This is a genomic window from Rhodobacter sp. TJ_12 (assembly GCF_020023995.1).
Taxonomy (GTDB): Bacteria; Pseudomonadota; Alphaproteobacteria; order Rhodobacterales; family Rhodobacteraceae; genus Rhodobacter.
The window spans coordinates 85,627-100,252 of the sequence record NZ_NRRD01000006.1 but is presented as its reverse complement, the minus strand read 5'-3'; the positions used below and the strand labels follow the sequence as shown (position 1 = coordinate 100,252).

Here is a 14,626-nt window from a genome sequence, read left to right as displayed (position 1 = left end):
GTCGGGCGCCACAGGTTGAGCCTGTTTGCGCGCCCGACCGGGTCAGCCAAACTGCGGCGGGGCGCGGATATGCCCGGCGCGCAGCGGGGCCGCGACAAAGGCAAAAGGTTCAAAAAGAACAGGCTCTGCAATGGCTTGCAGGGTGAAGTTGGGAAGCGGTCCGGCCACATGGCCGGGGGCATCAAAGCTGCACACCCCGGCGCTGGCACAAACCGCGCAGCCGCCGTGATCGTTGGGCGCGGTCTCGCCCGGTGCGGTGACCATTTCGCCTGTGGCCGGGTCGTAAAGCGCGATCCCCTCGCCGGTGCAGATTTGCAAAAAGCCCAGCCGCTCGCCGGGGCTCAGTGGCCCAGCCGCATGAACCGCAGAGGCCCCCAGATGTTCGGCAAAGAACACCACCTGCACCAGCATCGCCAAAACCGCGAGCGCGCGCAGCACGGGGCTGCGAAACGGGCGCGAGGGGGCGGGGCGGGCAGATCTCAAGGGGGTTGTCTTTCCGGGCGGCTCAGTCTCGCGGCAGGTTCACCGCAGTTGGTTAAAAAAGCAATAACCTTTGCATGGCTTGCGGTGCGAAGCTGCGACATTTGCGCGCCGCCTTGCAAGCTGCGGCGCGGGCCTTTTGCGCGAAATCACGGCGATGATCTGGCGCGGCGCCCCGGCACAGGCTAGAGCGGGCCCGAAGGAGAGCGCTCATGTCCCCCAGTTTCGCCGCTGCTTTTGCCGGATTTCGCCTTGGTCTTGGGCTGATCTTGGCCATCGGGGCGCAAAACGCCTTTGTGCTGCGCCAAGGGCTGCGGCGCGAACATGTCTTTGCGGTGGCGCTGTTTTGTGCCGCCTCCGACGCGCTTTTGATCGCGCTTGGCGTGTCTGGCATGGGGACGCTGTCCAACCTTGCGCCTTGGGTGGCCGAGGCTTTGCGCTGGGGCGGCGTGGCCTTTCTGAGTTGGTATGGGATGCGCGCGGCACTGGCGGCCTGGCGGGGCGGCGAACGGCTAGAGGCGGGCACGGGTGCCGCGCCCACCCTGCGCAGCGTGATGGTGACGGTGGCGGCGCTGACTTGGGCGAACCCGCATGTATGGCTGGATACCGTGGTGCTGTTGGGGGCGGTCTCGGCGCAGTTTCCGGGGCAGGGGCTGGCGTTTGGCGCCGGGGCGGTTTGCGCCTCGTTTCTGTTTTTCTTTTCATTGGCTTACGGGGCGCGGTTGTTGGCCCCGCTGTTTGCCAAACCCATTGCATGGCGCGTGCTGGATGGGCTTGTGGCGCTGATTATGTTTTCGGTCGCGCTCAAACTGGCGCTGTCGCCGCTGTAACCGGCACAATCGGGTGCTTGCCAAGCGCCGGGCCGCGCCGCAGAAAAGAGATATGACTTCTGCCCCTGCCGCCCGCCCCGTGACACCCGCCGCCAAACCCGCCCAAGATCGCCCGCTGGCCGGGCTTTTGTGGATGCTGGGTACCACGCTCAGCTTCACGGCGGTAAATGTGATCGTGCATTACCTCGGCTCCAACCTGCCCGCGACGCAAACCTCTTTTGTGCGGTTCGCTTGGGGCTGGGTGTTCGTGGCGCCCGCGCTTTGGCATATTTTGCACATGAAGCTGTCGCCCAAGGTTTGGGGGCTGTTCGGTCTGCGCGGGCTTTTGCAGGCGATTGCGGTTTTGATGTGGTTTTACGCGATGGCGCGCATTCCGATCGCCGACGTGACGGCGATTGGCTACCTCAACCCGATCGTGGTGAGCCTTGGCGGCGCGCTATTGTTGGGCGAGGGCTTTGCGTGGCGGCGCGGGGTGGCCGTGGTGGTGGCGCTGATCGGGGCGCTGGTGATTTTGCGCCCGGGCATGCGCGCGATCGAGCCGGGCCATGTCGCGCAGCTTGGCGCGGCCTTTTTCTTTGGTTTATCCTATCTGATGATGAAGCGGCTTTCGGGCCTTGCGCCTGCCACGGTGGTGGTGGCGTTGATGACGGTGGTGGTCACGCTGTGCCTTGCGCCGCTCGCGATTTTGAACTGGCAGCCGATGACATGGTCGGAAAGCCTGTGGCTGGGGGCGACCGCGCTCTTTGCAACCTTGGGCCATTATTGCATGACCCGTGCCTTTGCCTGCGCCCCTGTTACAGTCACGCAGCCGGTGGTGTTCTTGCAACTCGTTTGGGCGTCGAGCGCGGGCTATGTGCTGTTTGGCGAGGCGCTGGACCCGTTTGTCTTCTTGGGCGCGGCGATGATCGTGGGGTCTGTCAGCTATATGGCGTGGCGGGAATCGGTGATCAAACGGCGCGCCGCACAGGCGGGCGGCTAAGCGCCGCCCGGCCCAAGCTTAAAGTTCCATGCTTTGCGGGTCGATCAGCCGCCCGATCACGCCTTCGCGGGTGACACGGCGGCCATCGCTCAGCGCCACGGCGGGGGCGGTGCGCAGCTTTTCCATCACCTCGATCACCGGCGTTTCGGGCGGCAAAAGCGCCCCGGGGGCGCGCCCCGGTTCGGCCACATCGGCGGCCGTCAGCACGCCGAGCGGGTTCATATGCGCCACGAAATCCGCGACATAATCATTGATCGGATTGGCGATGATCTCGCGCGCGGTGCCCACCTGCACGATCCGCCCGCCTTCCATCAAGGCAATGCGATTGCCGATCTTGAAGGCTTCATCAAGGTCGTGGGACACGAAGACGATGGTGCGCTTCAGCGTGGATTGCAGTTCCAGCAATTCATCTTGCAGCTTGGCGCGGATCAGCGGATCAAGCGCGGAAAACGGCTCGTCCATCAGCAAGATCGGCGCTTCGGTGGCAAAGGCGCGGGCCAGACCAACGCGCTGCTGCATGCCGCCCGAAAGCTCGCCCACTTTGCGGTCGGCCCAAGCTTCAAGGTGGACCAGTTCCAATTGCGCATCCACCCGCGCGCGCCGCTCGGCTTTGGTCATGCCGCCAAGCTCCAGCCCAAGCCCCACATTTTCGCGCACCGTGCGCCAAGGCAGCAGGCCAAATTGCTGAAACACCATGGCCACGCGGTTGAGCCGGATGCGCCGCAGGGTCTGGGCATCGGCATGGGTCACATCGACAAGCCCATTGCCGTCGCAGACCTCGACCTTGCCGCGGCACACTGGGTTGAGCCCGTTGACCGCACGCAACAGCGTGGATTTGCCAGAGCCAGACAGGCCCATCAGCACCAAAATCTCGCCCTCGGTCACCTCAAGCGCGCAATCATGCACGCCCAGAACCTGCCCGGTGCGTTCCTGAATATCGCCGCGCGACATCCCCTCATCCATCAAGGGCAGGGCGCGGTTCGGATGATCGCCAAAGACGATCGATACATTGTCGAACCGCACCGCGACGCCCGCGGTTTTCTTGGGGTCCATTTCCCTGTTCATTTCCGGCTCCCCATCCGCAGCATCCGATCCAGAATGATCGCCACGACGACGATGATCATCCCTGCTTCAAAACCAAGCGATGTGTTGACCGAGTTGAGCGCGCGCACCACTGGCACCCCAAGCCCGTTCGCGCCCACAAGTGCGGCAATCACCACCATCGACAGCGACAGCATGATCGTTTGGTTCAGCCCCGCCATGATCTGCGGCAGCGCATAGGGCAGTTCGACCTTCCACAACACTTGGCGCGGCGTCGCGCCAAAGGCGCGCGCGGCTTCCAAAAGCGCTTGCGGCGTGGTGGAAACGCCCAGATGCGTCAGCCGGATCGGCGCGGGCAATACAAAGATCACCGTCGAGATCAGGCCGGGCACCATGCCAATGCCAAAAAACACAATCGCCGGAATAAGATAAACGAAGGTAGGCAGGGTCTGCATCAAATCCAGAACCGGCTGCATCACGGTGTAAAGCCGGGGGCGATGCGCCGCTGCAATGCCAATCGGCACGCCAACCGCCATGCACACCACACAGGCCGACAGCACCAGCGTCAGGCTTTCCATGGTGGGCTTCCAATAGCCCTGATTGAGAATGTAAAGAAAGCCCGCCAGCACCAGCAGAACCATCTGCCATCTGCGCTGGGTGAACCATGTCAGCGCACAAAACAGCGCCACGATCACCAGCGGATGCGGGGTTTCGAGCAGCCACAAGATCCCGTCGATCAGGGCCTGCATCAGGGTGGAAAGCATATCGAAGAAGCCTGCGGCATTCTCCTTGAACCAGTCAAACACGACTTTCGCCGTCTTGCCGACCGGGATTTTGTGGTCCGTCAGCCACTCCATTGTGGGGGGAGCTCCTTGTCTTGTGCCGCGCCCCGGGGCACCGGGGAGCGGCTTTTCAAATCGCGCCTTAGTTCAGCGCTTCGGTCACGGCGGCCATCGCATCACCGCCGTCTTTCGTCGTCACACCGTCCAGCCAGGGGCCAAGCACCTCCGGGTTGGCCGCCAGCCACGTTTTCGCGGCCTCGTTCGGGTCTTCGCCGTCATTGAGGATCGCGCCCATGATCTCGTTCTCCATCGCGAGCGAGAATTCAAGGTTTTCCAGCAGTTTGCCGACATTCGGGCATTCGGCCACATAGCCCGCGCGCACGTTGGTCGCCACCTCGGCCCCGCCGAAGTTGGGGCCAAAGAAATCATCTCCGCCCGCCAGATAGGTCATGTCGAAATTGGCGTTCATCGGATGCGGTTCCCAACCCAAAAAGATCACCGGCTTGCCCGCCTTATCGGCGCGCTCAACCTGCGCCAGCATCCCTTGCTCAGAGCTTTCGACGACCTCAAAACCTTCAAGGTCAAAAGCATTGGCGGTGATCATATCCATGATCAGCCGGTTGCCGTCATTGCCCGGCTCGATGCCGTAAATCTGGCCATCCAGAGCGTCTTTATGCGCGGCGATATCGGCAAAATCCTTGATCCCCAGCGCGGCACCGGCGGCATTGGTGGCCAGCGTATATTTCGCGCCGGTCAGGTTGGTGCGCACGGTTTCAACGCTGCCATCTTCGCGATAGGGCGCGATATCGGCCTCCATCGTCGGCATCCAGTTGCCAAGGAACACATCCACATCGCCACCCGACAGCGCGGTATAGGTGACCGGCACCGACAGCAGTTTCACATCGGTCTCATAGCCAAGCGCATCCAGCACGGTCACGGTGGCGGCAGTGGTTGCGGTGATATCGGTCCAGCCCACATCCGAAAATACGACCGTGTCGCAATCGGCGTAGGCGGGCAGGGCGAGCGAAAGGCTCGCCGCACCGGCGAGAAGGATGGAACGAAGGGTCATTCAGGGTCTCCTGTTTGTTGCCCGGTTCGGGGGTCAGTCGTTTTTTGTTGATTGACGCGTCAATAAACTTTCATGTAGCTCCGGAATGCAAGGGATTTCTTTGACGGAGTCGCAAAACACATGCCGAAGCTTGGCGCAGAGCCTATTCGACGGGCAGCCTTGGTGAAAGCCACCATAGAAACAGTGGGGGAGGCCGGGTCGCTGGAGGTGACGGTCGCGCAAATCGCGCGGCGTGCGGGCATGTCCTCGGGCTTGGCGCATCATTATTTTGGCTCGAAAGAACAAATCTTTCTGGCCGCGATGCGCGCGATCTTGACGCTTTACGGGGCCGAGGTGCGCGGCGCGCTGGCGACGGCAAGCGATCCGGAATCGCGGCTGCGCGCGATTGTGGCGGGCTCCTTCGCGCCCGGCAGTTTTCGGCGCGAAACGATTTCGGCATGGCTCAACTTCTATGTGCTGGCGCAGACCAATGCGCAGGCGCATCGGCTGCTGCGTGTCTATCAGCGCCGCCTGCGGTCCAATCTGCGCCATGAATTGCGCCAGCTGGTTGGCGACCGCGCGGGGGCGGTGGCGCGCGGCCTCGGGGCGATGATCGATGGGGTCTATATCCGCGCCGCTTTGGCCGAAGATGCCCCGGATCCGCAATACGCCCTTGATATCGTTATGGAATATATCGACCGCGAACTGGAGGTGACGCCATGAAGGCACAACCGCAAGCCAGCCATTTCATTGATGGCACTTGGCACGAAGACAGTGCAGGCGAGGTGATCGAGGTCACCTATCCCGGCACCGGCGAGGTGATCGCGCGGCTTCATGCCGCCACGCCCGCCGTCATCGACGCGGCCATCGCTTCGGCGGCGCGCGCACAAAAGGATTGGGCGCGGCTACAGCCGGTGGAACGCGGGCGCATCTTGCGCCGCGCGGTAGACATCATCCGCGACCGGGGGGCGGAACTGGCGCATCTGGAAACGCTCGACACCGGCAAGCCGATTCAGGAAACCGAAGTGGCCGATTGGCCCTCGGGTGCCGATGCGTTGGAATATTTCGCGGGGCTTGCGCCGACGCTGACTGGCGAAACCATCCCCTTGGGCGGCGATTTCGCCTATACGATCCGCGAGCCTTTGGGGGTTTGCGTGGGGATTGGCGCGTGGAACTACCCCAGCCAAATCGCCTGCTGGAAGGCGGCGCCCGCGCTTTCAACCGGCAATGCGATGGTGTTCAAACCGTCCGAAGTCACGCCTTTGGGCGCGCTGAAATTGGCCGAAATTTTCATCGAGGCGGGCATGCCTGCGGGTGTGTTCAACGTGGTGCAAGGGCGCGGGCCCGTGGGCGCGGCGCTCTCGACCGATCCGCGCGTCGCCAAAGTCTCGCTTACCGGATCTGTGCCGACGGGCGAAAAGGTCTATACCGCCGCCGCTGCGGGTATGAAGCATGTGACGATGGAACTGGGCGGCAAGTCGCCGCTGATCATTTTCGACGATGCCGATCTGGAAAGCGCGATCGGCGCGGCGATGCTGGCCAATTTCTATTCTTCGGGCCAGATCTGTTCGAACGGCACCCGCGTCTTTGTGCAAAAGGGCATCAAAGAGCGGTTCTTGCAGCGGTTGGCCGAGCGCACAGGCACCATCGTCGCGGGCGACCCGCTGGACCCGGCCACGCAGTTTGGCCCACTCATCAGCGCCGATCAGCATGTAAAAGTCATGTCTTACATCGCCAAGGGTAAGGAAGAGGGCGCGCGGCTGGTTTGTGGCGGCGCGGCGGGCAATGAAGGCCCGCTTTTCGTGCAGCCGACGGTCTTTGCCGATGTCACCGACAGCATGACCATCGCGCGCGAAGAGATTTTCGGCCCGGTTATGGCAGTTTTGGATTTTGAGACTGAGGAAGAGGTGATTGCGCGCGCCAATGGCACGCAATTCGGCCTCGCTGCCGGGGTGTTCACCGCCGATCTGGCGCGCGGGCATCGCATGATTGGGGCGTTGGAAGCGGGCACTTGCTGGATCAACGCCTATAACCTGACGCCGGTCGAAATGCCCTTTGGTGCGGTCAAGGCCTCTGGCTTCGGGCGTGAAAACTCGAAAGCGGCGGTGGAGCACTACACGCAGGTGAAGTCCGTCTATGTCGGCATGGGGCCGGTGGATAGCCCCTATTAAGAAACTCGCCGGGGGCACCGCCCCCGGACCCGATGGTGTGTTGCAAGATGAAAGAGCACGGCATGGAAGCGGATTACGTGATCGTTGGGGCGGGCTCAGGGGGCTCGGCGCTGGCTTATCGGCTCTCGGAGGCCGGGAAAAAAGTCGTCATTATCGAACATGGCGGCTCTGACTGGGGGCCGTTCATCCAGATGCCCGCGGCATTGTCCTACCCGATGAATATGGGGCTTTACGATTGGGGCATGTCCACCGAGCCCGAGCCGCATCTGGGCAACCGCCGTTTGGTTACGCCGCGCGGCAAGGTGATCGGGGGGTCTTCTTCCATCAACGGGATGGTCTATGTGCGTGGCCATGCGCGCGACTTTGACCATTGGGCGGAGCAGGGCGCAAACGGCTGGTCCTATGCCGATGTGCTGCCCTATTTCAAGCGGCAAGAGAACTGGCATGGCGAGGATGATGGCGCCGATGCCGCCTGGCGCGGCCATCAAGGCCCGCTGCATGTGACACGCGGGCCTCGTGAAAACGTGCTTTTTGAGCATTTCATCCAAGCCGGTGCGGCGGCGGGCTACCCGGTGACGATGGACTACAATGGCCAGCAGCAAGAAGGTTTTGGTCCGATGGAGGCCACGATCTGGCAAGGGCGCCGCTGGTCCACAGCCAATGCCTATCTGCGGCCCGCGCGCAAGAACGGCAACTTGCAGATCGTGCGCGGCTTGGCACGCAAGGTGGTGATCGAAAACGGTCGCGCCGTGGGCGTGGAGTTTGAACGCAAGGGCAAAGTGCAGGTGCTGCGCGCCCGGGCCGAGGTGGTGCTCGCGGCCTCGTCGCTTAATACGCCGAAGCTTTTGATGCTGTCGGGCATCGGCGATGCCGAGCATCTGAAAGCGCATGGGATCGAGGTTTTGGCCCATCGCCCCGGCGTGGGCGCAAACCTGCAAGACCATCTTGAAATCTATATGCAATTTGCCGCGCAAGAGCCGGTGACCTTGTTCAAATACTGGAACCTTTGGGGCAAGATGACGGTCGGCGCCCAATGGCTCTTTATGAAAAACGGGCTGGGCGCATCGAACCAGTTCGAGGCTTGCGGCTTCATTCGTTCCGACAAGGGCGTTGAATATCCCGATATTCAATACCACTTCCTGCCGCTTGCCGTGCGCTATGATGGCAAGGTTGCCGCCGAGGGGCATGGCTTCCAAGTCCATACTGGGCCGATGCGGTCAAAATCGCGCGGCAATGTTACCCTGCGCAGCGCCAACCCGGCCGACAATCCGGTGATCCGCTTCAACTACATGTCGCATCCCGATGATTGGGCCGAGTTCCGCAAAGTGGTGCGGCTCACGCGCGAGATTTTTGCCCAAGCGCCGATGCAACCGCATGTGAAGCACGAAATCCAGCCCGGCGCCGATGTGCAAAGCGATGCGCAGATCGACGCTTTCATCCGCGAACATGCCGAAAGCGCCTATCACCCCTGCGGCACGGCGCGCATGGGCCGGGCCGATGACCCGATGGCGGTGGTCGACCCCGAGGCCCGCGTGATCGGGGTCGAGGGGCTGCGCGTTGCCGATAGCTCGATCTTCCCGCGCATCACCAATGGCAACCTCAACGGCCCCTCGATTATGGTGGGGGAAAAGGTCGCGGATCATATTCTGGGCCGCCGTTTGGCCGCAGAAAATGTCGAACCTTGGATTAATCCGAACTGGCAAACCGCGCAGCGTTAACGCTACATCTTGCGGTTTCGTTAAGGGGATCTACCGAATTTGCTTGCACGTGGCGCGGCGCGCGGTAGCGTCGCGCCATGGTGAAGTGGGTTTTTCTGATCATGGTGATGGCACTCCCGGCCTCGGCCGAGATGGTGCAGGGCCCTGCGCGGGTGATTGATGGCGACACGCTGGCGATTGGCGCGGTCCGGGTGCGGTTGCATGGGATCGACGCTCCCGAAAAGGCGCAACTGTGCAAGGATGCGGCGGGACGCGATTGGCGCTGCGGGGCGGCGGCAACGGCGGCGTTGCAGCGCATGACCGCGCGCGGCGAAACCCGCTGTGTGGGCGAAGACTATGACCGCTATGACCGTTTGATTGCCACCTGCCAAGCCGGTGGGCGCGATCTGAATCGGGCGCTGGTGCAAGAAGGCTTTGCCGAAGCCTATCGCAAATATTCGCAAGATTATGTGGCCGCAGAAGCGGCGGCCCGGGCGGCCATGCGGGGCATTTGGGCGGGGGCGCATCTTTCGCCTGCCGCCGTGCGCCGTGGCGCGCGCCTGGCCGGAGGGGACCCGCCGCCGGGTGCCTGTGTGATCAAGGGAAATATCTCGCGCGCGGGCCGGATTTTTCACACCACCGCCTCGCGCGATTACGCCGTGACAAAGATCGATACGCGCAAGGGCGAGCGGTGGTTTTGCACCGAAGCCGAGGCGCGTGCGGCAGGCTGGCGACCGGTGAAGCGCTGACGAATGATTGCGCTAACCTGAAGCGCGATTTGACACGGGTCAAAGCCCGCGCCGACTCGCGCCCCTAGGCTTTCCTTATAAACACAAGGGAAGGGGAGCCCCAATGTCCAACACACCGCATACGCTTGGCGAAGATTTTCCGTATGAAATTGAAAAAGTGCATAGTTTGAAAGTGGTCAATCTGCACTTTGCAAAATTGCTGGAAGACTATGATGAAGTGAATGACAAGGTGCATCGGGCCGAGACCAATGTCGAACCGCTCGAACATTTTGCCGAAGTGCATCTGCGCAAGCAGCGCGCGCATATCAAGGATGAAATCGCCTATATGCTGCACCATTCCTGAGCCTGTGAAACTGCGCTTAAGCCCCGGATATTCCGGGGCTTTTTTCATGCGATATCATAGGGCAGCAGGCCACGGCGATCGGGGTCCACCGTCAGGCGGCGTTCCAGCGGCGGCACCGAGCGCTGGTGGCATTCCTTGCGTTCGCAGATGCGGCACGAAATGCCAATCGGCTGATAGGCGCGCGGGTTGCCCAGTTCCATATCATCGGCATAGACCATGCCGCGCGCATGGCTGACCTCGCAGCCCAAGCAGATCGCGTAGCGGCGCACCGGGGCGGTGAAACTGCCCCCGGTTTTCGACACGTCCCGTGCCAGACAAAGATAGCGCACCCCGTCGGGGGTCTCTGCCAGTTGGCGCAGGAATTTCGTCGGTGTTTCAAAGGCTTGATGAACGTTCCACAAGGGGCAGGCGCCGCCGAAACGGGCAAATTGCAGCCGCGTGGCAGAGTGGCGCTTGGTGATCGTGCCCGCCTGATCGACGCGCACGAAAAAGAAGGGAATGCCCTTTGCGCCGGGGCGTTGCAGGGTTGAAAGCCGGTGTGCCACCTGTTCGATACTGGCGCCAAAAATATCGGCCAGCCGTTCCAGATCGTGCCGGGTCTCCTGCGCCGCTTCCAAAAAGGCGCGATAGGGCAGCAGCGCGGCACCGGCAAAATAGTTCGCCAACCCGATCTTGGCGATCTGGCGCGAGGTGTCCGATTGAAACCGCGCCAGATCGAGCGTGGCCTCCAGCAATTCATTTTGGGTCAGCAGCGCCACCTGATGCAAAAGCTGGAAAGCTTGGGTCGAGCGGCTGGCATTGGCGGAAAGCTGGATCTGGTCGCCGGTGCGGGTGCGCAATTCGGAAATGTTGGAAAACTGCACCGCGACCCCGCGGGCGGCCAGGGCGTCGATGGCCCGCGGGATCGGGTCTAACCGTTTGCCATCGGGGCAAGAAAAACGTTCTGCCGCGCGATCCACCGCATCGATATAGTTGTCGCAATAATGAAAGAAGTCCCGCACCTCTTCCCACGGGCTGACCACCGTCTGCGCGCCCTCGCGCCCCAAGGCTTCATCCAGCGAGGCCAGCCGTTCATGCGCCTGACGATAGGAACGATGGAGTTCCAAAAACGCACGGGCCAGCGCGGGCGCGTTGGAGGCCGCAAGCCGCAAATCGGCCAAGGGCGGGGTGCCGCCATCGGCAAAAACCGGATCGGCCAAAGCCTCGCGCATATCGCTGACCAGACGCTCGGCATCGCCTGCGGACAGTTCGGTTACATCAAGGCCGAATTCCCCCGCAAGGCCCAGCACCACCGCCGCCGAAACCGGGCGGTGATTGTTTTCCATCTGGTTGAGATAGGGCAGCGACACGCCCAGCCGGTCGGCAAAGGCTTTTTGCGTCAACCCAAGCCGTGCGCGGGTTTCGCGTAGCTTGACGCCCGCGTAAAGTTTTTGCGTTGCCATCGGCGCCTCCCCCGCGCTTTTGCAAAGCCAGTGTATGCTTTGCAAAGCCGGGGCGTCAAATGCCGAGCGCGCGGCGGCGTCGGCGCACCCACAGCATCATCACAACCGAAACCGCCGAGGAGCCGAACATCACCGCCACCAGCCGCAGCACCGAAACATGATCGCCCACCAGCGCGGCGGTCAGGCTGGATAGGGCCGCGCCGCAGCCAATCGTCAGCGTCGCGCCCAGCCCCGAAGCGGTGCCCGCCAGATCGGGGCGCACCGACATCATGCCCGCATTGGCCGAGGGCAGCGCCAGCCCGTTGCCCACGCCGGTGATCGCGACGATGGAAAAGAACAAGATCGGCGGCAGCGCCTCGGCCAGGGCCGCCACCAGCGCCAGCGCCAGCGCCGCCGTGGCCAGCGTTGTGCCCGCCAGTACCATCGCATCCATGCCGAGCCGGGTGGCGAACCGCCCCGACAGCCAATTGCCCACCAGATAACCTAAAGAGGGCAGGGCGAAGTAATAGCCCACCTCGACCGGGCTGAGCCCAAAGGCCTTTTCCCCCACCAAGGGCGCCCCGCCCAGATAAGCATAGAACAGCCCCGCCGAGGCCGAGGCCGAAAGTGCATAGCCCCAAAACCGTTGCGAGCGGATCAGCACCGGATAGGCGCGCGCCTGTGCCCGAAAGCCCAAGCCGCCACCCGCCACGGTTTCCCCCATATCGGCCCAGACCAGCGCGTATAGCGCGGCGCCAGCAACGGCCAGAACGATCAGGTTCGCCTGCCACCCAAAGGCGGTATCCAGCACGCCCCCCACCGCCGGGCCGATCATTGGCACCAAAGACATGCCCATGGTGACATAGCCGATTTGCGAGGCCGCTTCGGGCCCGGGGACCATGTCGCGCACGGCGGCGCGGGATAAAACAAAGGTGGTCGCGACCACCGATTGCACGAACCGCGCGAGCAAAAAGCTTTCTGCCGTGGGCGCGAACAGCGCCGCGACCGAGGCAAGGGTAAAGATCGCCACCACCGCAAGCGTGACCGGACGGCGGCCATAGCGATCCGAAATCGGGCCGATCAGGAATTGCGCCACCGCCGACATCGCCAGATAGGCCGAGATCGTCAGTTGCATCACCCCGTAATCGACACCGAAATGGCGTGCCATGCCGGGCAGCGAGGGCAAAAAGATATTGAGGCTTAGCGCGGCAAGCCCGGTGGCCAGCACCAAGGTCACGATATGCGGGGGGGTCTTACGGTCAAACGGCGTCATGCACAGCCGCTAGGCGGCGCGCGTCATATTGTCCACGGCAGAAATGTATGCGTCACAAGAATGCGCGTCGCCTGTGGCGGCGCCGGCGCAAAAGCATGATTTGGCCCGGGAAAGGGGGATTGGGGGGCCTGACCCCTGTTTCAACGGGCCTGAGGGGTATTTGCAATGTTGCAATTCGCAGCGCGAGCGCTGAGAATAATTTGCAAATTTTCGGAAATCCTCTTGGTAACAATGTTGCGTTCCATTAGGTTGCATTGAAATTCTCGGAGGGGACCGCAATGAAAGACATTCTGAGCGAGCTTGAAGCCCGCCGCGCCAACGCGCGCCTTGGGGGCGGGGAGCGCCGCATCGAAGCGCAGCACAAAAAGGGCAAGCTGACCGCGCGCGAGCGCATCGAACTTCTGCTCGACGAGGGTTCGTTCGAAGAATTCGACATGTTCAAGGCGCATCGCTGCACCGAATTCGGGATGGAAAAAGAGCATATTCCGGGCGATGGCGTCGTCACCGGCTGGGGCACGGTCAACGGCCGCATGGTCTATGTGTTTAGCCAGGATTTCACCGTCTTTGGCGGCTCGCTCTCCGAAACCCATGCCGAGAAGATTTGCAAAATCATGGATATGGCGATGCAAAACGGCGCGCCGGTGATTGGCATGAACGATTCGGGCGGGGCGCGGATCCAAGAGGGCGTGGCCTCGCTGGCGGGCTATGCCGAGGTGTTTCAGCGCAATATCATGGCCTCGGGCGTGGTGCCGCAAATCAGCCTGATCATGGGCCCCTGTGCGGGCGGTGCGGTCTATTCGCCCGCGATGACCGATTTCATCTTTATGGTGCAAGACAGCTCTTACATGTTCGTCACCGGCCCCGATGTGGTGAAGACGGTGACCAACGAGGTTGTCACCGCCGAAGAACTGGGCGGTGCGGGCACCCATACCAAGAAAAGCTCGGTCGCCGATGGCGCCTATGAAAACGATGTGGTGGCGATTGCCGAGACCCGCCGCTTGATCGATTTCCTGCCGCTGTCGAACCGCGAAAAGGCGCCGGTGCGCCCGTTCTTCGATTCGGTCGACCGGGTCGAGGAAAGCCTGGATACGCTGATCCCGGCCAACCCCAACATGCCCTATGACATGAAGGAGTTGATCACCAAGATCGCCGACGAGGGCGATTTCTTCGAAATTCAGCGCGATTTCGCAGGCAATATCATCACCGGCTTCATCCGCATCGAAGGCCAAACGGTTGGGATCGTGGCGAACCAGCCGATGGTGCTGGCGGGCTGTCTCGACATTGACAGCTCGCGCAAGGCCGCGCGGTTCGTGCGGTTCTGCGATGCGTTCGAAATTCCGATCCTGACGCTGGTCGATGTGCCGGGCTTTTTGCCGGGGACGGGCCAGGAATATGGCGGCGTCATCAAGCACGGGGCAAAATTGCTCTTTGCCTATGGCGAGGCGACGGTGCCGAAAGTCACGGTCATTACCCGTAAAGCTTACGGCGGTGCTTATGACGTTATGGCCTCGAAACACCTGCGCGGCGATTTCAACTACGCTTGGCCCACCGCCGAAATCGCGGTGATGGGGGCCAAAGGCGCGACCGAAATCCTGTATCGTTCGGAACTGGGCGATCCCGACAAGATCGCGGCGCGCACGAAAGATTACGAAAGCCGCTTTGCCAACCCCTTCGTGGCGGCCGAGCGCGGTTTCATCGACGAGGTGATCAAACCCTCCTCGACGCGGCGCCGGGTGGCGCGGGCTTTTGCCAGCCTGCGCTCGAAGAAGCTCGCTAACCCGTGGAAGAAACACGACAACATTCCGCTCTGAG

14 protein-coding genes are annotated in these 14,626 nt (G+C 62.3%); 8 read left to right on the top strand and 6 right to left on the bottom strand.

Annotated features, from left to right (window positions below; genetic code table 11):
• Nucleotides 1-42 precede the first annotated feature (42 nt).
• Nucleotides 43-483, bottom strand: coding sequence for a hypothetical protein (locus tag CKO11_RS07260; protein ID WP_223635383.1), 441 nt, complete (start codon nucleotides 481-483; stop codon nucleotides 43-45).
• A gap of 209 nt (nucleotides 484-692) precedes the next feature.
• Here CKO11_RS07260 and CKO11_RS07255 point away from each other — a divergent pair, with 209 nt between their 5' ends.
• Both CKO11_RS07255 and CKO11_RS07250 read left to right on the top strand, forming a co-directional pair.
• Complete coding sequence (locus CKO11_RS07255) at nucleotides 693-1,310, top strand: LysE/ArgO family amino acid transporter (protein ID WP_223635380.1); 618 nt, start codon at nucleotides 693-695, stop codon at nucleotides 1,308-1,310.
• Between the two features lie 52 nt (nucleotides 1,311-1,362).
• The gene (locus tag CKO11_RS07250; protein WP_223635376.1) at nucleotides 1,363-2,289 is read left to right on the top strand and encodes a DMT family transporter; all 927 of its coding nucleotides are present in this window, start codon (nucleotides 1,363-1,365) and stop codon (nucleotides 2,287-2,289) included.
• A gap of 18 nt (nucleotides 2,290-2,307) precedes the next feature.
• Here the strand turns inward: CKO11_RS07250 and choV are convergent, their stop codons facing one another.
• The 3 genes from choV to CKO11_RS07235 all read right to left on the bottom strand — a co-directional run bounded on the left by choV (nucleotide 2,308) and on the right by CKO11_RS07235 (nucleotide 5,181).
• Nucleotides 2,308-3,354 carry a choline ABC transporter ATP-binding protein gene (choV, locus tag CKO11_RS07245; protein WP_223635373.1) on the bottom strand — a complete coding sequence of 349 codons (1,047 nt, stop codon included), beginning with the start codon at nucleotides 3,352-3,354 and terminating at the stop codon, nucleotides 2,308-2,310.
• Nucleotides 3,351-4,187 carry a choline ABC transporter permease subunit gene (gene choW / locus CKO11_RS07240; RefSeq protein WP_223635370.1) on the bottom strand — a complete coding sequence of 279 codons (837 nt, stop codon included), beginning with the start codon at nucleotides 4,185-4,187 and terminating at the stop codon, nucleotides 3,351-3,353. The genes choV and choW overlap by 4 nt, the downstream gene beginning before the upstream one ends.
• 67 nt (nucleotides 4,188-4,254) lie before the next feature.
• Nucleotides 4,255-5,181, bottom strand: coding sequence for a choline ABC transporter substrate-binding protein (locus CKO11_RS07235; protein ID WP_223635367.1), 927 nt, complete (start codon nucleotides 5,179-5,181; stop codon nucleotides 4,255-4,257).
• A 120-nt stretch (nucleotides 5,182-5,301) separates the two neighbouring features.
• On the opposite strand from CKO11_RS07235, the gene betI reads away from it, so the two are divergent.
• The 5 genes from betI to CKO11_RS07210 all read left to right on the top strand — a co-directional run bounded on the left by betI (nucleotide 5,302) and on the right by CKO11_RS07210 (nucleotide 10,120).
• Nucleotides 5,302-5,883: a choline-responsive transcriptional repressor BetI gene (gene betI, locus CKO11_RS07230; RefSeq protein WP_223635365.1), complete on the top strand. Its 582-nt coding sequence runs from the start codon at nucleotides 5,302-5,304 to the stop codon at nucleotides 5,881-5,883.
• Complete coding sequence (gene betB / locus CKO11_RS07225; RefSeq protein ID WP_223635362.1) at nucleotides 5,880-7,331, top strand: betaine-aldehyde dehydrogenase; 1,452 nt, start codon at nucleotides 5,880-5,882, stop codon at nucleotides 7,329-7,331. The genes betI and betB overlap by 4 nt, the downstream gene beginning before the upstream one ends.
• A gap of 62 nt (nucleotides 7,332-7,393) precedes the next feature.
• The gene (gene betA, locus CKO11_RS07220; protein WP_223635358.1) at nucleotides 7,394-9,049 is read left to right on the top strand and encodes a choline dehydrogenase; all 1,656 of its coding nucleotides are present in this window, start codon (nucleotides 7,394-7,396) and stop codon (nucleotides 9,047-9,049) included.
• Nucleotides 9,050-9,126: 77 nt separating this feature from the next.
• Nucleotides 9,127-9,777, top strand: coding sequence for a thermonuclease family protein (locus tag CKO11_RS07215; protein ID WP_223635355.1), 651 nt, complete (start codon nucleotides 9,127-9,129; stop codon nucleotides 9,775-9,777).
• Between the two features lie 103 nt (nucleotides 9,778-9,880).
• On the top strand, nucleotides 9,881-10,120 hold the full coding sequence (locus tag CKO11_RS07210) for a YdcH family protein (protein WP_223635352.1): 240 nt from the start codon (nucleotides 9,881-9,883) through the stop codon (nucleotides 10,118-10,120).
• 44 nt (nucleotides 10,121-10,164) lie between these two features.
• Here the strand turns inward: CKO11_RS07210 and CKO11_RS07205 are convergent, their stop codons facing one another.
• Nucleotides 10,165-11,562, bottom strand: a complete 1,398-nt coding sequence (locus CKO11_RS07205; RefSeq protein WP_223635349.1) for a short-chain fatty acyl-CoA regulator family protein — start codon at nucleotides 11,560-11,562, stop codon at nucleotides 10,165-10,167.
• 55 nt (nucleotides 11,563-11,617) lie between these two features.
• A complete protein-coding gene (locus CKO11_RS07200; protein WP_223635334.1) occupies nucleotides 11,618-12,814 on the bottom strand; it encodes a multidrug effflux MFS transporter in 1,197 nt (398 codons plus the stop codon).
• 278 nt (nucleotides 12,815-13,092) lie between these two features.
• On the opposite strand from CKO11_RS07200, the gene CKO11_RS07195 reads away from it, so the two are divergent.
• Complete coding sequence (locus CKO11_RS07195) at nucleotides 13,093-14,625, top strand: acyl-CoA carboxylase subunit beta (protein ID WP_223635331.1); 1,533 nt, start codon at nucleotides 13,093-13,095, stop codon at nucleotides 14,623-14,625.
• Nucleotide 14,626: the final 1 nt, after the last annotated feature.